Origin of the sequence: Nonomuraea sp. CA-141351 (assembly GCF_050944675.1) — a bacterium.
Taxonomy (GTDB): Bacteria; Actinomycetota; Actinomycetes; order Streptosporangiales; family Streptosporangiaceae; genus Nonomuraea.
Map to the genome: position 1 here is coordinate 12,006,136 of NZ_CP191982.1, position 17,492 is coordinate 12,023,627.

Genomic DNA, 17,492 nt, shown 5'->3' on the forward strand with positions numbered 1-17,492 from the left:
CAGACCACTCGGAAGGTCAAGAGAAGACCAAGGCGGAAGACTTCATCCGGCCGAGCATCCCCCTTTTGGCAAGCCGCGCAAAACGCTGGTCAAGGGGCAGGGTTCCCTCTGGCTAACGGATTCTCGTCAAGCAGCAGCGCGGCAAGAGGGACGCCGGGCGTCATGGTGAGCTGCAGGGCAAATGTTGATCAAGGCACGTCATGAGGGGCGCTGTCCTGCGGGATCTAAGGGCTCCTTGCCTCCACATTGGCTCCGTTCTGATCTCCTCACCGGAACGGATCGCACGTGTTCCCTCGTATCGCATTGGCGGCCACCGCCCTCACCGCCCTCCTGGCAGCTTCGCCAGCTGCCGCGAGTTCCTCTGACGGCTGGCAGGATGACGCCGGCTGGGGCTCGGTCACGGTCTCGCCCGACCGCAAGCACATCACGGTCTGCGACCTGAGCCGGGACGGCCGCGCCGTCCGGGTTGAATACGCCACCACGTACCTGCAGAAGTGGACCGTGGTCGACTCCGACGGCGCCCGCTGGGGCTGCGGAACCGACACCACCCACCTCAGCCGCATCACCGTCTTCAAACTGTGCGAAGGCCGTGCATTCGGCTCCTGCCGACCCTCAATCTGGGTCTCACGTGCCGGTTTTCTCGGATAGGCCGGGCCGACCAGTCAGGCTCGCACCGCCTGCGTGCATGGCGCCAGCTGAGCGGCAGGCGGGGGCCTGGCCGGGGCGCCTCAACTCGGCGCGGCCACAACCGGCTCGGTTGTGCCATTTCATGCGAGACCCCCAGCGTGAAGGCCGGGGGTCTTCGCGGCAGTGGGGTGGCAGAAGTTAGAAGTCGAACTCGCCGTTCTTGGCTCCGTCAACGAACGCGGCCCATACCTCAGCCCGTACGACGAACGGCGCCTGCTCGGGGGATTCGGTGTCGCGGATGCCGACTCGGCCATTCGACAGCGGAGCGACTTCGAGACAGTCTCCGCCATTACCGGTCGAGCGTGTTGCCTTGCGCCAGGCCGCCGTCTTCAGCTCGGCCGTGAGGTCCATGTCTCCTCCACCTTCTGGATGAACTCGACCGACGCGCTTTGTGGGAGGGATTCCGCCCGTATGGCGTCCATCTTCATGGTAACGACGGCGACCACCTCGGGATTGCTCGTCACGACGGGTTCGGCAGCCGTCTCCAGGTAAACCGTGTGACGGCTGCCGTTGGGTGCTTGGGCGATGACGATACCTCCGCTCAGGCCGGGGCTGGCGCCGAGCGGACAGATCTGGATGGTGATGTGCGGCGCCTGCGCGGCTTGCACCAGCCGCGCAAGCTGCTCACGCATGACTTCTGGCCCGCCGATCGGGCGACTGAGGACGCCCTCATCGAGCACCACCAGATACCGCGGCGGGTTGGTCCGGGTAAGGATCTTCTGCCGGGCCAGCCGTCCGGCTACCAGAGTCTCGATCCGCTCCCGGTCGAAGCCCGACTCCCGCTCCAGCAGGGCCTGCGCGTAATCGGCGGTCTGCAAGAGCCCCGGAACGACCAGAGGCTGCCAGGTCCGCAGCGACTGCGCCTGCTCTTCCTCCTCCAGCCAGGGCGCGAACCAGGTGGGGGCGCTGTCCTTGTAATGGGACAACGAGGCCCACAACTCCCGCAGTCCCGCCCCCAACACCCTGTCGCATTCGGTGAGGAACTGCTCGGTGGGCGGACGCTTACCAACCTCGACCGCGCCGATCTGACTTGCCGAGTAGCCGGCCCGATGCCCGAGTTCGGCCTGAGTGAGCCGCGCCTCGCCACGCAATCGCCGCAGCTCAGCTCCGAAGGCCGCTGGCCTGCTCGCGTTCGGATCGAGCTTCCGTGCCGCAGGCATGCCCACCTCCCATGAGGAACCCACACCATCCGCGCATCCGACGCACACTGAGCCGACAACCTGTCGGATGAATGGCGTCGGAGACTGCCCCACAAAATACCGCCTAGGCAGCAAGCTATGAAGAGGCCACAGGGAAACAAGAGACTCCACAACTCCTATCCAACATTTGATCTAGAAATCCATGTGGCATGCTGCGCCATAAAGATTGATAAATGCGACAAGGCGGTGATTGGCATGCTCTCGACGACGGGCCTGGTGGAATTGGGAATTTCCGAACTGACGCGCAATGCCCTGGCTCTGCGCCTCGCCCGTCAGGCGGTGACCGCATGGATCGGCCGCGACCATCCCGCGCGTGAAGCCGCGATGCTGGCCGCCTCTGAGCTGGTCACCAACGCTGTGAAACATGCCGACACCGGGTTCGACCGGCGCTGGGTTCGCATTCAGCTATCGCGGAGCGAGGACTTTCTCCGGCTCGCGGTAACCGATCCAGGCTCGACCGTGTCAGTGCCGTACTGCATTCCGCCTCAGCTGCCGAGTCTGAACCGCCGGGCCGAGAACGGCCGCGGACTCGCCATCGTGGCCACGCTCTCGCGGGGTCGCTGGGGAAGTCACATTCTGCCCCAAAGCGCGCATCGCGTCGTCTGGTGTTACCTCGACACCAACCCCACCGAGCCAGACATCGAATTACGCTTTCCAGCCCTCATGTGATGAGCGGCTGATGTTCTTCCCGGCCGTCTTCGTCCTGGGGGTGCTGTGGCGCCGACAACGCGCCGGACGCGTCACCACCCACCGACCTACCGCGCCATCACACCGGTCCGCGCGGCGACCTGCGGCGCGCTGAGCTGTTGGAGCACGCCGCGTTCCTCCCGATCAAGAACCCACCACACCCGGAGCCGTACATGTCTGAACCCGTCGACCCGACCGTCGCGGCTGAGGCCACCGGCCACCTCACCCAGCTCCTTGACCAGTTGCACGAGCGAGGCCTGCACGCACGTCTGCTCACCCCACCGCAGGGCTTGCCACACCTGCGCGTGATCAACCCCGACATGGCCACGCTCACCGAGATCATCACGGCCACGCCGGCGGAGGGAACGTGGTGCTTCCGATGGTCCTGGGGCGAGGAGATCACGACCGTCGGTGAACTCGCCCCAGCTGCCCAGCGCATCCATCACGTGCTGACCCCCGCAAGCTGCCCCAGCTGAACTCGCACTCTGACGCCAGGGCCGCCCACCCGTCACATGCGTCCGGCGGCAGGTCCCTCCATAAGCTGCTGCCGGACTTCAAGGCTGCCGGGGCGGGTGCTCACGGCCGTAGAGCACCGGCCAAGCAGCCGATCTCCCTCCAGGAGAAGCAAGACAGGAAAGCTGGCCCGCCGTTGGATCGTCCGGCGGACCAGCTGTCCCCTTGCTATCGCCACGAGTCGGATCGGCGGCGGTTACGTGGTCGGCAGATGGATGAGTACTCCGCCCCCATCACCGGCAGAGGCTCGCCGACCCCGGCCGGGCCGGGGCGGATTGGGCGACACGGGGTGGGTCGCGACCAGGGCTGCAACAGACTCAGCAGCAGCGGCTGCAACCTCGGGATAGACGCTGGTGTAGGTGTCACGGGTGAAGGCGGATGAGACATGCCCGAGCGTTTCCTGGACGACTTTCAACTCGACTCCGGCGGCCAGCATCATCGTGGCCGCCCCATGGCGGAGGTCGTGGAGACGGACAGGTGGGAGTCCTGCCTGGTAGGCCAGCCAGTAGAAGGCATCAGTCACATGCTGGGGATGCAGGGGCCGACCCAGACCGTCGGTGAAGACGAAGCCGCTCTCGACCCACGCCTCCCCTACGGCCAGGCGCTCCTTGGCTTGGCGCTTCTTGTGCTCCTTGAGGATCGCCATGGTCTCAGCGTCGACCGCGATCGTGCGATCGCTGGCCTCGGTCTTCGGCTTGCCCTGCACCGGCCGCCAGCCAAGCTGGGTGATCTGCCAGTGCACTCCGATCGTCGCCTCGCGAAAGTTGACGTCGCTCCAGCGCAGCCCCGCCGCCTCGCCACGGCGCAGCCCGCGCAAGGTGATCAGCCGGTAGAGAGCGAACAACCGGTCTCGCCTGGCGAAGGCGAGGAAGTCCGAGGTCTGTGGGGCGGTCCACACCATCACCCGTGACGGCCGAGGCGCACCGACATAGACCGCGATCGGGTCGACCCGTTTACCGTCGCGCAGCCGCCGGGTTCTGTCCAGGTGCGCTTCGTGATCCAGGCGCCATTGTGCGACCCTTCCTTCGGTCCACACCACTGGCTTGGGCCGTACGGCGGGCGGGAGCTCAACCGCGGCGGCGGGGTTGAAGTCCAGCAGCCGGTCCTGCTTGATCGCCACGTTCAGCGCGTGGCGCAAAGTAGCGCGGATGCGATGCACCGTCGACGGTCCGACCGGACGTCGGTAGCGAACCCTGGCCTGGCGGGCCGGGTCGCCGCTGGCCCGCTCGGTGGCGATGACCTCGTTGAACTCCTCGATCGCGTCGAACATGCCCGCGATGTCGGAGACCCGCAGCCGATCCAGCCGGATGTCTCCCAGGTACGGGTTGAGGTAGAGGCGGACATGCGACTCATAGGCGCGGCGGGTGGTGTCATCCAGGCCCCGCTTGCGCTTCATGAACTCCTCCAGCCACTCGGCCACCGTGACCTGCCGGTTGAGATCTTGGTGCGTACGGACCTTACGCCGCACCTCTTCAATGTCGGGCAGCCTCTTGGTGTCTTTGAGCACCGACAGCATCAGTTCGGTGATCTGCCGCCGCACTCGCGCGTCATCATCGAGAACCAGCAAGCCGCGGGCGTGGTCGAGTTCGGCTTCGGCGTCCTCCAAGGAGGCGAAGCCGCTTCTCCGGAGTGGGCTACGCCGACGCCCGTCAGCGTGGGCGGGCAGCTCCAGCTGATAGGCCCACTTGCCGTGGGTGCTGCTCCAGCGCGCGCCATTGCCGCCGACCCGGCGCAGCTTCGGACATTTCTTGCCGAGCTTCTTGCCGCTCTCCTCGTCCTTGCAGGCACAGGTCTTGTAGGTGGATCCGTTCGCCACCAGGGTTATCCCTTCTCACGCTCGCTGCCGAGACGGCCTTCGCCATCGCGGTCGTTGATGTAGCCGAGCAGCGCCCGCACGCCGCGTACCGGCACCACGTACCTGCCGCCGACCCGCAGCACCCGGCACGGGAACTGCCCTGCTCGGGCAAGCCGGTACGCCTTGGTGCGGCCCATCCCGAGCAGGCGGCCCGCTGCCACCAGGCCCATCACTTCGGGCCCATCCGCAGACGGGGCGAGTTCCGCGTCTCCATGCAGGAGCTCCAGTCGGTTCGAGTGCTTCACTGATCACCTCCGCAGAATGAAGATCTGTGCGATTTCCCGTCCGGCACGGGCCGCAGTGCGCGACACGCGTCCGAAAGGCAGGGCCGGGGATGGGGCTGTACGGGCGCTACGCCCCGGCCCCGACCGCCCGGCACACGAGGCCCGTCTATGCCGTGTCATTCATGGACGGGCGGGCACAGCGGGCCGTGGAGGTGCCGGTCCGGGCGTGACCGGTGCGGGCGGTATCGACGCCCACCTCCATGGCCCACGTCAAGCGAAATCCGCTGGTCACCCGGCCCACCCAGGGCCCGGCCGGGTCCGGGACGCATCCCGGGTTATTCCTGCTCGCGGACCCCTGAGTCCGCCAGTCCGGACGGTGGCCGGGTCTGCTTGCGAAAGATCAGCAGATCCTCGTGCGCGCTGGCGTGGATGGGCAGCCCGCGTGCCCAACCTTTGCGGGCTTCGTGAAGTTGAAAGAAGGAGGAGCGGTTGATGAGCTTGCCGTCACCGAGCCCGCACAGCAGGCACACCAGCCGATCAGCGAACACCAGCCCTGCCTGGCTGGCGATCTTCTGCACGTGGCCGGGCAGATCGATCAGCTCGCCCTTGACGCGATACGGGCGCACGGTGATCGCCGCGACGCCGCCCGTCCGCAGCAGTCGCGCGCTGCCGGACAGGATCCTGCCGAAGCCTTCCAGCAGCGTGGGCAGGCTCTGGTGGGCGAGATTGGCGCGGTTGCTGGAGTAGTGGTGGTTCCACTTGCGCACGCCGGGCTGGCCGCTGTCGCGGCTGGAACGGATGTGACCATGGGTGGCCGCCCCGTACGGCGGCGAGGTAAGCACCAGCGCTGCTCGCCCGAGCAGATCGGGAAGCAGAGCGGCGATGTTGCGCGCGTCCCCGGCGACCACCCGGCCAAGCCCGGACGCACCCTGCCGCTGGGCGTGGGCAAGGTTGGCGACCGCCAGCCGCGCCCAGCCCTCCTCGTACTCCACTCCGGCTGCATGCCGCCCCAGGTGGACAGCCTCGACAAGGCTGGTACCGATCCCGCACATCGGATCGACCACGAGCTCGCCGGGCCGCGTGTACGTCTCGATCACCTTGGAGGCGATGGACGGGAGCATCTTGCCCGGATGCCGCATCGACTCCGGCACGTACCGGCCCCGCCGTTGCACCCGCGACTGCCGCTGCCCAGTCGCCCACACTGACGCTGTCACCTCGACCATCATCAACGGCCGCCACCGGCCTGAGTCGTGCCGCTCTGCTCGGCCCCAGTTGGTGAGGGTGGATCGGCTGCCGGGGCCGAACTGTTGGAGCTGGCAAGTTCTCCCGCCTCGGGCTTGTGCCGAGACTCCCCCAACTCGCAGGAGCCATCAGAGAGCCCCGTTACCTTGGTGAACAGCAGCACGTCGGAGTGAACGCGGGCGCTGACCGGCAGCCCGGCGCACGGCGGCAACGCCTGCGCCGCTGCGACCTCGCGATGCGACATCGCTCGGTCGATCCGCTCGCCCCGCACCGGGAGACGCAACGCAATGATGTGCTGCAGGTACCTCAGCCGGACTCCCCGCGCCCGCGTAATGATCTCCGGCACCGGGTCGACCACACGATCTTCTGCGCGGTGCAGGCCAGTGACTACCGCGAGATGCCCGCCCGGCTTCAGCAGTGCCGCCGCGGCGGACACGTCAATCAGCCGGACGTCCGAAGCATCCGCGTCGGCAGCGGAACGGCCGGCGTCTCCAGGTGACGGCGTGCACGACTGCTGGACTACGACCAGCGCAGCGGTGCCTGACAAGTCCTCCAGCCCTTGCGCGGAGTTCTCCGGCCGGATGACGCGTAGGTCGGCGACCTGGAGGTCGTGCTCGAGGCGAGTACGGGTCAGCCGGGTCCAGGTGACCCCGGCCAGGGCGGGATCGGCGAACGTGGCGGTCGCTCGGCAGCCCATCAACAAGGCGGCAGAGACGAGCTGGTGGTCGGTGGCGCCGAGGTGGATGACGGTATCGCCGAGCCGGGTGCACGCCGAGAGGAGGTGACGGGCCAGCGGCCCGCTCACCGGGACGCAGCACCCACGCTCGCAGGCGGAGATGGACTCGGCATCGGCTGCGGCCAGCCAGACGCTCAGCGGCAGATGCCGCCGAGCCACTTCCTGAGCTTCGCGGGCGGCCCGGTGAGCGGAGTCGGAACCATGGTTGGAACGGGTGGAGCAGGTAGTGCGTGCTGTCATGCGGGTGTGGCCCCATCACTCGGGCCACCGGATCCTGTCACTTATCCAAATACCTGCCGCCAGGCACGAGTTAGGACAGCCCATCACGCAAAGGATCGGTAATGCCTGGTGGTGACGGCCTGTCGGCCTGGCCACCGCTCTGTTCGACCAGCGCCCCAGCCTCCCCTCGGCCCATTGACGTGTTTTCGCAGTTCATAGCGTTCTCGTGCAAGAAGCGGACACCGGCCGGAAGTCGGCGTTCGCCCGTTCATTCTCAGCGGGGAGGCGGCGGACGATCTCGGCGAACTGACCCAGCCACGAACGCAGCCATCTCGGGCGCCGTGTTCAACGGGAAGACTCGGGAAGCGGGCGAGCGGATCTCAAGGCCGTCGCGAACTTGAACGATCTTTGACCCGGGAATCTTAGGGCCTGACCGATTCCGCTGGTCAGCGGCCTTTCGAGCGACGTTCGACCATAACTTCTCTTCGGGTTGACGTAGCGCAACTCTCGACGTTTTCGCAGGTCAGAGGCGGTTCAGTGGAATGACTTGCTCTTGAAGAGATCTTTTCCTCGCCCGATGTCTGCACGCTTTTTGCACGGCTCCTGCCCAGGCCTTCTGACGGCATGAGCAGCGTCCGAACCGATCACGTCTTCGGGAGCTGCAATGTTCCACACCTCGGCCCGTCCCTCCACGGACACCACCACCGCCCCTGCCCTCGACCCCACCGACACGACGGCTTGCGAGACGACCTGCCACGTGGACGACCCCAGCCGTCGGGGCAACTCGCTGCCGCTGGATGTGGCCGAGCGCTCCTTCGAGCTGCTGATGCGCGGCCCACAACCGCTCTCAGTCGACGGCGGCCAGCTCGGTCACGGCCTGCCCGCCCGGATGATCGCGCTGGACGACCTGCGCGCGATGGTGTTGCACCCGAGCTGCTCGCGTACCACCCGCGATCACGTATGGCGCCATCTCATCGGCCAGGCGCGCGCCCAGCGAGGCGCGTGGATGGTCGCCACGGTCGTGCTGGCCATCCCGATGCTGCATCGCCTCACCGCAGCTCTCGCCGACAGGATCTCCGTCGATCGGGAAGAGTTGGAGGCCGAAGTACTGGCCTGCTACATGGAAGCCGTCTGCCGGGTGAACCTGACCTGGTCCCATCCGGTGCTGCGGCTGTCGCGGCTGACCCAGTTCGCCGTCCTACGCGCCCACGCCCCCGAACGGCCAGACCTGCTGGCCGACCCCGATCGGAACGACGGCGAGCAGCAGGCGCTCACTTATCCTGCTGGCCACCCCGACCTGCTCCTAGCCCAAGCCGTCCGCCAGCGTGTCATCACCGCTGAGGACGCGCAGATGATCGGCTTCACCCGGCTGGAGGGCATCCCGCTCAGTTCCTACTGCCGCCACCGCGGGTTGCTCTACTGCACCGCTCTCAAGCGCCGCCAGCGTGCCGAGAACGCTCTCTACCAGGCGCTCCTCGACGGCGGCCTGTAGCGATCGCCATCGGCTCCCGCGGCGGCTCGCAGCAAAGAGTGAGCAAACTCCGCTGGCGCTGATGTCCTAACTCGGCTCTTCGACCTGGTCTTTGTCCAGGTAGAGAGGCAGCGCGGAGAACACCGACCCGGCCCGGGGCCGCACCTGGTCACCGGTCCCTGTCACCCCGGTCCACCGCCATCCGCCGCTTGAAGGAGGACGCCCACTCGGCCCCGCGCCGGGTCCGGTGCCTCCGCGCCGCCCTCCCCATGAGGGTCAGCCTCACCCACCCAAGCCAGCTCGCATCCGTCGGGAGGCACCACATGACATCCCGCCCGCGTCGTACCGCCATACCCCGCTTCGCCCTCAAAGTTCTGCTCATCGCCGGCTTCATCCTCGGTTCCATCGTCCTGGGCACACTGCTCGAATACGCCCTCGCCGTTCACATCAGCACGGCCGCGAACGCCCTGGCCAAACCGGAGCAGGCGCCTACCTCGCTGAACACGGTGATCGACAACCTGCGCAACGTCATCGTGGGTCTGCTCGTCGCCTTGGCGACACTTTTCCTCACTGTCGGAGGAGTCCGATACATCCTGGCCGGCGGCGATCCCGGCGAAGTCGAAGCCGCCAAGAAGACACTCCGCTACGCCGCCCTCGGCTACGGCATCGCCATCCTGGCTCCGCTCCTGGTCTCGATCCTCCAAGGCATCGTGGGAGCCTGACAATGACTCGCCAGCACCCACCAGATCTGCCGGGCTCGCTCACTCGGTGGCTGCGTAAGGCGCTCACGGTCATGGTGACGGTCGTTACCTTGCTCGCCCTCCCTGCGGTCGCGGCCTCCGCGGTGCCCACACCAACGCCCAGCCCAGTACCCAGCTCCGGTCGGAGCCCGCAGCCGTCGCCGCAAGTGAGCTGGATCTCTCCACCCGCCTCCACACCGTCCACAGGTGTGGACGGGTGCGGGTGGATGGACATCGGCTGCAAGATCAACCAGGCAATGAACGGCTGGTTCACCACTCTGGTCACCGACGCCATCAACCCCGCCTTCGTCCTGGTCGGCCAAGCTCTACTGTCCGCGCCGCCGCCATCGATGTTCGCCCGCATCCAGGAGCTGTCCCAGCACGTACGCCTGGTGGCCAACGCGCTGCTCGCCCTCATGGTGCTCGCCGCAGGCGTGATCGTCATGGCCTACGGCAGCACACAAACCTCCACCACGCCCAGTGAGGTCATCCCACGCCTGGTGGTCGCCGTGATCGCCTTGAACTCCTCACTCACCGTGTGCCAGTACGCCATCGAACTCGCCAACTCTCTCGTCGCGGCTCTGCTCGGCGATGGGGTGAACGGTCAGCGTGCCGGGAACCTGATCGCGGCCAAGGTCGATGCGCTGATCAAGGACCCGAAGGGGACGGCGCTGTTCCTCGTGCTGCTGATTGGCGCCGCCGTTCTGATGGGCTTCCTCCTGGCCTTCATCGCCATCATCCGTGTCACCTTGCTGCTGTTCGTGATCATCGCCGCACCGCTGGCGCTGCTGTGCCACGCATTGCCGCAGACCGAAGGCATCGCGCGGTTGTGGTGGCGATGCTTCATCGGGCTGCTCGCCATCCAGATCCTCCAGGCACTGGGTCTGATCTTGGCGTTCAAGCTGTTCCTCACCGACTCGCCCGACACCTACCTGCCTCCGCCTGCCGATCCAGGCATCGGGGAGGCGGCCCTCACAGCAGTGCGCCCGACGGTGAACCGAACCCTGGACGCTCTCATCGTGATCGGCATTCTCTACGTGCTGATCAAGATTCCCGGCTGGGTTGCGCGCACCATCTGGCAGCAGGGCCAGCCCCACATGCTCAAACGGCTGATCAAGGCCGTGATCGTCTACAAGACCCTCGGCGCCGCTCGGGCTCTCGGCAAGGCCGGACAGCGCGCGGCCCAGCGCAAGGCCACAACCACCGCCGCCCACCGGCACGGCGGACGGCCGCCCAGCGGCGGCCCGCAGCGCGGCCCCCGTGGACCACGAGGACGCGGCCCCAACGGCCCCGGCCCGTCCGCCACACCTACAGGAGCGTCACCCATGCCCACCCGCACACCCACCTGGCAGCAACTCCAGCTACCCCTCGGCCCGCCGCCCAACTCCACCACCACCTCGGCGTCCGCTCCCGCAGCGTCTTCGGCGGCCGCGCGGCGAGCTCGGCAGGGCCGGCAGCTGGCATTGCCGTTCCCTGTCACCCGCCTCCCACGCACGCCCGCACCACCAAGAGCGCCCACGCCCGCCACCGGACCGTGGATCCGTCCGCGCCCGCCCTGGATCCAAGACCGGCTGCCCGGCATGCCCACCCGCGCGCCCCGGCCTGGCCAGCTCCGCCTGCGGCTGGACCCGCCGCCACAGCGCGTCCTGAGAAACAGCCGCATCCCGAGAAGGGACAGCCGATGAACGAGGCGGATCAGTTGTTGATCGCCCAGATCCCATCCGACATCGACCGCCCAGACAAGATCGCCTACGGGCTCACCGTCCGCCAAATCCTCATCATCGCCACCACCGGCGGCGTCGCCGCCGCCATCTACTACCTGTTCCACCAGCTCCTGCCCATCGTGATCCTCGCCGCTGTCCTGCTTCCGCTGGCGGCACTCGGCATGGCCATCGCGCTCGGCCGCCGTGACGGCCTGAGCCTGGACCAGTTCGTCTTCGCCGCGCTGCGGTTCGCCCGTTCGACGAAGAGATTGGTGGCCGCTCCGGCGGGTGTCGTTGAGCCGCCGCGTTGGTGCCGTCTGCGTGGCAAGCTGCCCACGCCGCTGCGGCTGCCGGTGCGGGCCATCCGTACTGACGGAGCCCTGGATCTGGCTGATGGCGGTGTCGCCGTACTCGTCGAAACCGGCACCTTGTCCTTCCACCTGCGCACCGCAGGCGAGCAGGCCGCGTTGGCCGGCGCGTTCGGTCGCTGGCTCAACTCCCTTGAATCACCAGTTCAAATCCTCGTCCGCGCGCGGCCGGTTGATCTCGGCAATCTGATCGACACTGTGGAGCGGTGCGCCGAGAGCTCACCACATCCAGCACTCGCCGACGCCGCCAGCCAGCACGTTGCCTTCCTCGAGGAGCTGAACTGCTCGCGCGAGCTGCTGGCCCGTCAGGTCCTCATCGTGCTGCGCGACAACCACGCCGCCGGGCGAGGACGGCGCTCGGTACGGCGAGAGGCCTCCGCCGCCGTGGCGCTGCGTCGAGCCGCAGAAGCCGAGCGCAGCCTGGCCGCGCTCGGCGTCACCACCCGTGTCCTCGACGCCTCCGCAGCGCACCAGGTGCTGACCGAGTGCCTCGATCCCGGCGGCTGGCATCCCGCCGGCCAAGCCCTCCCTGACGCCTTCATCAGCGGTGAGGAGGCCGCATGAAACTACGCCGTCGAACGCAGCCAACGGAAGCCAGCGCCCTCACCGAGCCAGGCTCCCTGGAGGTCGGCGCTCGAAAGCTCACCTTGCCCAACGGGATGACCGCGTCCTTCGCCGTAACCGGCTACCCCCGTGAAGTCGGCGCGGGCTGGCTGGAGCCGTTGCTCACCTATCCGGGGCGCCTGGACGTGTCCCTGTATGTCGAGCCGATTCCCCAAGCCGTGGCGGCGATGCGGCTGCGCCGCCAGCTCGCCCGCCTGGAATCAACCAGCCGAACCGACGCCCAGCATGGCCGTCTTCAAGATTTCGCGGCGGAAGCAGCCGCCGACGACGCCACCAACCTGGCCGACAGCCTTGCCCGGGGACACGGCCGCTTGTTCAAAGTCGGCCTCTACCTCACCATCCACGCCTCTACCGAACCCGAGCTGGCAGCAGAGGTGGAGCGGGTCCGCGCCTTGGCCTCATCCCTCCTGCTGGACACTCAGCCGACCACCTTCCGGGCCCTGCAAGCGTGGACAACGAGCCTGCCGTTGGCGGTCGACTCGCTGCGCATGACGCGCAGCTTCGACACCACCGCCCTGGCCGCCGCCTTCCCGTTCACCTCATCTGACCTCGCGGCTCCGGTCGGTGATACGGGAGTGCTGTACGGGCTGAGCGCCACCGGTTCCGGCGTCATCGTGTGGGACCGCTACAACCAGGACAACCACAATTCCGTGGTCCTGGCCCGCTCCGGCGCCGGCAAGAGCTTCTTCACCAAGCTCGAAGCCCTGCGCCTGCTGTATCAAGGCGTCGAAGTAGCTGTCGTCGACCCCGAAGACGAGTACGCCCGCCTGGCCCGCGCAGTTGGAGGCACGTGCCTCCACCTCGGTGCCGCCGGAGTGCGCTGGAACCCCCTCGACCTGCCCGCCAGCCACGGCCCACAAGACGACGTGCTCGCCCGGCGAGCCATGTTCCTGCAAACCCTGACCGCCACCATGCTCGGCGGCCAACTCACCGCACAGGCACGCGCGGCGCTGGACGCGGCCGTCATAGCCACCTACCAGGAGGCCGGGATCACCCACAACCCGGTGACCTGGACCAAGCCCGCGCCCCTACTGGCCGACCTCGTCACCACCCTGAAGTCCTCGGAACAAGGGGCTGAGCTGGCCGCGCAGCTGGCGCCGTACGTGTCCGGCTCCTACCGCGAACTGTTCGACGGCCCGACCACGACCAACCCAGCCGGACACCTGATCGTCTTCTCCCTGCGCGACCTCCCCGAAGAGATGAAAGCGGTCGGCACCCTCCTGGCACTGGATGCGGTCTGGCGGCGGGTCGCCAACCCCCGCGACCGCAGGAAACGCCTGGTCGTCGTTGACGAAGCCTGGCTGCTGATGAAGGAGCCTGAGGGCGCCCGTTTCCTGTTCCGGATGGCCAAGGCCGCGCGGAAGCACTGGGCTGGGCTGGCGGTCGTCACTCAGGATGCCGCCGACTTGCTCGGCTCGGAGCTGGGGCAGGCGATCGTCGCCAATGCCGCCAGCCAGATCCTGCTCCGCCAAGCACCGCAGGCCATCGGCGCCGTCGGTGACGCCTTCGACCTCACCGACGGTGAACGCCAGTTCCTGCTCACAGCAGATCGGGGCGAAGCCCTGCTCATCGCCGGGCCCGCGAATCGAGCAGCGCTGAGCATCGTGGCGTCGCCCGCTGAAAACGACCTGATCACGACCGACCCCGCCGAGCTGGCCGAGATCGACCGCCGTACGCCACAGGCTCCCACGCCTGCGGCCGATCATCACCACGACGACGAAGGCGACCCGCTATGACGTCATCCGCTTCTGCTGGGCCGTGCCTGCTCTGCGACATCGACGACCACGATGTGCAGACCATCCTGGACTTCCTGCGCGAGCTACCTGCACGGCTGCCTGAGTTTCTGCTCGCCTACGGACCTCGTCTAGCTCTCTCGGTTCTAGTGCTGTGCGTGGTGACAACCGTCGTCCGCTACCTGCTGGGCTGGCTCCACCACGCCGAACTCGTTCCGAACGCTCGCTTGATCGAAATTTCTTCCCCACCCACCAGCGACCCACAGGGCGCGGTCGTGCTTTGGAGCCAGCTGATCGGACTTCTCCGACCCGCTTGGAAGCGCCTCTTCACCGGCCAACCGCACCTAGCCTGGGAGTACCTCGCCAGTGAATCCGGTGTACGGATCCGCTTGTGGGTGCCCGGCGTCATCCCACCCGGCACCGTGGAGAAGGCCATCCAGGCCGCCTGGCCTGGCGCAACTACCACCACCCATACAGCCTCTCCACCGCTGCCCTCGGATGCCAGGGCCGCTGGCGGGAAGCTCGTCCTGGGAAGGCCCGAACACTACCCGCTCAAAACCGACCACGACAACGACCCGATCCGCTCGCTGCTCACCGCCATGAGCACTCTCCGCGAGGGCGAACACGCGCTTGTCCAGGTTCTGGCGCGCCCCACAACAGGCAAACGCCTGCGTCACGCCTATCGAGCAGCAGCCGCCCTGCGCGGCGCCCGCACTCAGACCACTCTCGGCCACGTCCTCGACGAACTCGCGCCTGCCTCCAGCCATCATCGATTCGGCGAACTGGCCCGCATGTTCCCCGAACGAGCCGAGCAGGTACGTGCTGTTCTCGCCAAGGCAGGCCAGCCCCGCTACACCGTCGCCATCCACTACGCCGTCGCCACGAGCCGTGCCAACGACTCCCACCCCCACCCGGACTCCGTCCGCGGCTGGCTGCGAGGCCAAGCACACACCCTCGCCGGCGTCTTCGCCCTGTTCACCTCCGGTCACCAGTACCTGCGCAGAGCCCGGCTCTTCCGGCCCCATGCCCGGACCAGCTCCCGCCGGTTCGATACCGGCTACCTGCTCTCCGTCGGCGAGCTGGCCGCGCTCGCCCACCTGCCCTGGGATGTTGACGCCCCCGGCATCACCCGCGCCGGGGCGCGTCCCATAGCCCCGCCGCCGGTCGTACCACGAGGGTCAGATTCCGGGCCGGTCCGCGTGCTGGGCGACAGCGACAGCGGCCATACGCGGCCCGTCGCCATGCCCATCGCCGACGGCCGCCACCACACCCACGTCCTCGGCGGCACCGGTGTCGGCAAATCCACCCTGCTCGCCAACCTCGTCCTCGCCGACGCCCAGGCCGGTCGAGGCTCCCTGGTCATCGACCCCAAAGGCGACCTCATCTCCGACATTCTCGCCCGCTTGCCCCGGCGGGCGATCGGCAAGACGGTCGTGTTCGACCCGCAAGACCCGGCCCGGCCGCCCTCCATCAACATCTTGGCTGGACACGATCCCGCCTTCGCCGTCGATTCGGTCGTCACCATCTTCCACCGCTGCTTCTCCTCGGCCTGGGGACCACGCGTGGATGACCTCCTCCGTTCGACCTGCTTGACGTTGACGAAAGTGCTCGGCCACAAGGCGACTCTAGGCGAGGTTCCCCGGCTGCTGACTGACTCCGCTTTCCGAGCCCGCGTCACCAAACGGCTCGACGACGAGCTTCTGGCCGGCTTCTGGGACTCCTACCAAGCACTCACCCCAGCCGGACAAGCCACGGTCATCGGCCCCGTCATGAACAAGCTGCGCGCCGTGCTCCTACGCCCATTCGTCCGGCAGGCCCTGGCCAGCCCGAACACCACGGTTCCCATCGGCCAGCTCCTTAGCGACGGCGGCCTCGTCCTGGCCCGCCTGCCCAAAGGCATTCTCGGCGATGACGCCGCCCGCCTGTTCGGCTCGATCCTGCTCGCTCACACCTGGCAGGCCGCCACTCGCCGCGCCCACCTCGCCGAAGCCAGCCGCACTGACGCCTCGCTGGTCATCGACGAATGCCACAACTTCCTCAACCTGCCAGGCCACATCAACGACGTCCTGGCCGAGGCACGCGGCTACCGGCTCTCCCTCGTCCTGGCCCACCAGCATCTCGACCAGCTTCCAGCCGACCTCCGCGAAGCCCTCTCAGCGGACGCCCGCAACAAGATCTACTTCGCCGCGTCACCCAAAGACGCCAATGACCTCAAACACCACACCTCGCCACTGATCACCCCGCACGACCTCACCCACCTCGGCGCCTACCAAGCCGCCGCCCGCCTCATCATCGACGGCCAGCAGGCACCCGCCTTCACCCTGCGCACCCGACCGCTGCCACCCGCAACAGCAGGGCGCGAGCAAGCCATCCGAGAGGCATCCCGTGAACGCTTCACCACGCCACCCGCCGACCCTGCGATGCCCAGAGCGGGACGCAGGCGACGCGCGAGCGCCTCCGGCACCGACCCACGCCCCCGCGCTCAGACCGCCGTAGCGCCACCGGCCAAAGAGCCGGACTCATGACTCAACACATCACCGCCCGCTCCAATCCGCGCCCCGCTCTCACCTCAAGGAGAAGCCCATGCGATCCACCCGCATCCCGCGCGGCCTGCCTCGCTTCGATGCCGCCGCCATGGCCGAACTCGCCGCCCGCCTGACGCCCCGCGACTACGACATCCTCGCCCATCTGCACGAGCACCGCGTCCTGACCACCCATCAGATCCAACGCATCTTCTTCGCTATCCCGCAGTCCACGCGCCGCCGTATGGGGATCTTGCACAAGCTGCACACCGTCACCCGATTCCGACCCTGGACCCCGTACGGAGGCTCCGCACCCAATCACTGGATCCTCGGCCGCGCCGGTGCCGAGCTCCTCGCCATCCGCGAAGGCGTGACGGTCAAGGAGTTCGGCTACCACCCCGACCTGGCCATGTCCATCTCCGTCTCGACCAAGACCGGCCACCAGGTCGGAGTCAACGACTTCTTCGCCGACCTGCACTACCAAGCCCGCCACGCTAGAGCCGAAACCAGTGCGGAGGTGCTGGCGTGGTGGTCCGAGAAGCGCTGCGCCAAGCTCTGGGGCGACCTGGCCCGCCCCGACGCCTACGGCCGCTGGGCCGAGAACGGCCGAGTCATCGACTTCTTCCTCGAACACGACACCGGCACAGAGTCCCTGAACAAGGTCGCCGCCAAGCTGCCCGACTACGCCGAGCTCGCCGACGCCACCCAGATCACGACGCCCGTGCTGCTATGGCTGCCCAGCCGCGCTCGAGAGACGAACCTGCGCAGGCTCTTGGCCAACGTAGAAGTGCCGGTCGCCACCGCCATCCACACCAGCCTGGGCGACGGCCCAGCCGGACCTGTCTGGCTACCCGTCAACCACGACGGCCCTCGACTCCGGCTGGCCGAGCTCGCTGACGCCTGGCCTGATCTGGCCCACCCCGCCACCAAGCAGGACGAGATCGACGCGTAGCCCACCGAACATCGCCT

At 67.7% G+C, this 17,492-nt stretch carries 16 protein-coding genes; 10 read left to right on the top strand and 6 right to left on the bottom strand.

The annotated features are described in order from the left end of the window. The first annotated feature begins 303 nt into the window (after positions 1-303). Positions 304-648, top strand: a complete 345-nt coding sequence (locus ACQPWU_RS56530; protein ID WP_433435347.1) for a hypothetical protein — start codon at positions 304-306, stop codon at positions 646-648. Positions 649-825: 177 nt separating this feature from the next. Here the strand turns inward: ACQPWU_RS56530 and ACQPWU_RS56535 are convergent, their stop codons facing one another. Further along, complete coding sequence (locus ACQPWU_RS56535) at positions 826-1,038, bottom strand: DUF397 domain-containing protein (protein ID WP_433435348.1); 213 nt, start codon at positions 1,036-1,038, stop codon at positions 826-828. Continuing rightward, positions 1,017-1,847 (bottom strand): helix-turn-helix domain-containing protein, encoded by an 831-nt coding sequence (locus ACQPWU_RS56540; RefSeq protein WP_433435349.1) that lies wholly within the window; start codon positions 1,845-1,847, stop codon positions 1,017-1,019. The genes ACQPWU_RS56535 and ACQPWU_RS56540 overlap by 22 nt, the downstream gene beginning before the upstream one ends. 117 nt (positions 1,848-1,964) lie before the next feature. On the opposite strand from ACQPWU_RS56540, the gene ACQPWU_RS56545 reads away from it, so the two are divergent. Together ACQPWU_RS56545 and ACQPWU_RS56550 are read left to right on the top strand one after the other, a co-directional pair. Further along, a complete protein-coding gene (locus ACQPWU_RS56545; RefSeq protein WP_433435350.1) occupies positions 1,965-2,555 on the top strand; it encodes an ATP-binding protein in 591 nt (196 codons plus the stop codon). A gap of 191 nt (positions 2,556-2,746) precedes the next feature. Continuing rightward, positions 2,747-3,049, top strand: a complete 303-nt coding sequence (locus ACQPWU_RS56550; protein ID WP_433435351.1) for a hypothetical protein — start codon at positions 2,747-2,749, stop codon at positions 3,047-3,049. A 233-nt stretch (positions 3,050-3,282) separates the two neighbouring features. Here the strand turns inward: ACQPWU_RS56550 and ACQPWU_RS56555 are convergent, their stop codons facing one another. The 4 genes from ACQPWU_RS56555 to ACQPWU_RS56570 form a co-directional block, all read right to left on the bottom strand. Continuing rightward, the gene (locus ACQPWU_RS56555; RefSeq protein ID WP_433435352.1) at positions 3,283-4,902 is read right to left on the bottom strand and encodes a tyrosine-type recombinase/integrase; all 1,620 of its coding nucleotides are present in this window, start codon (positions 4,900-4,902) and stop codon (positions 3,283-3,285) included. 5 nt (positions 4,903-4,907) lie between these two features. Continuing rightward, positions 4,908-5,186 carry a helix-turn-helix domain-containing protein gene (locus ACQPWU_RS56560; RefSeq protein ID WP_433435353.1) on the bottom strand — a complete coding sequence of 93 codons (279 nt, stop codon included), beginning with the start codon at positions 5,184-5,186 and terminating at the stop codon, positions 4,908-4,910. Between the two features lie 314 nt (positions 5,187-5,500). Beyond that, positions 5,501-6,379, bottom strand: coding sequence for a TRM11 family SAM-dependent methyltransferase (locus ACQPWU_RS56565; protein ID WP_433435354.1), 879 nt, complete (start codon positions 6,377-6,379; stop codon positions 5,501-5,503). Positions 6,380-6,390: 11 nt separating this feature from the next. After that, a complete protein-coding gene (locus ACQPWU_RS56570) occupies positions 6,391-7,302 on the bottom strand; it encodes a hypothetical protein (RefSeq protein WP_433435355.1) in 912 nt (303 codons plus the stop codon). A gap of 724 nt (positions 7,303-8,026) precedes the next feature. On the opposite strand from ACQPWU_RS56570, the gene ACQPWU_RS56575 reads away from it, so the two are divergent. The 7 genes from ACQPWU_RS56575 (at position 8,027) to ACQPWU_RS56605 (ending at position 17,475) form a co-directional block, all read left to right on the top strand. After that, positions 8,027-8,854: a hypothetical protein gene (locus tag ACQPWU_RS56575; RefSeq protein WP_433435356.1), complete on the top strand. Its 828-nt coding sequence runs from the start codon at positions 8,027-8,029 to the stop codon at positions 8,852-8,854. A 302-nt stretch (positions 8,855-9,156) separates the two neighbouring features. Beyond that, the gene (locus ACQPWU_RS56580; protein ID WP_433435357.1) at positions 9,157-9,555 is read left to right on the top strand and encodes a pilin; all 399 of its coding nucleotides are present in this window, start codon (positions 9,157-9,159) and stop codon (positions 9,553-9,555) included. A 245-nt stretch (positions 9,556-9,800) separates the two neighbouring features. Continuing rightward, positions 9,801-11,258: a hypothetical protein gene (locus ACQPWU_RS56585; protein WP_433435358.1), complete on the top strand. Its 1,458-nt coding sequence runs from the start codon at positions 9,801-9,803 to the stop codon at positions 11,256-11,258. Then, positions 11,255-12,208, top strand: coding sequence for a PrgI family protein (locus tag ACQPWU_RS56590; RefSeq protein WP_433435359.1), 954 nt, complete (start codon positions 11,255-11,257; stop codon positions 12,206-12,208). The genes ACQPWU_RS56585 and ACQPWU_RS56590 overlap by 4 nt, the downstream gene beginning before the upstream one ends. Continuing rightward, a complete protein-coding gene (locus ACQPWU_RS56595; protein ID WP_433435360.1) occupies positions 12,205-14,004 on the top strand; it encodes a VirB4 family type IV secretion system protein in 1,800 nt (599 codons plus the stop codon). The genes ACQPWU_RS56590 and ACQPWU_RS56595 overlap by 4 nt, the downstream gene beginning before the upstream one ends. Next, on the top strand, positions 14,001-16,526 hold the full coding sequence (locus ACQPWU_RS56600) for a type IV secretory system conjugative DNA transfer family protein (protein ID WP_433435361.1): 2,526 nt from the start codon (positions 14,001-14,003) through the stop codon (positions 16,524-16,526). Before ACQPWU_RS56595 ends, ACQPWU_RS56600 begins: the two co-directional genes overlap by 4 nt. A gap of 58 nt (positions 16,527-16,584) precedes the next feature. Beyond that, positions 16,585-17,475 carry a replication-relaxation family protein gene (locus ACQPWU_RS56605; protein ID WP_433435362.1) on the top strand — a complete coding sequence of 297 codons (891 nt, stop codon included), beginning with the start codon at positions 16,585-16,587 and terminating at the stop codon, positions 17,473-17,475. Positions 17,476-17,492: the final 17 nt, after the last annotated feature.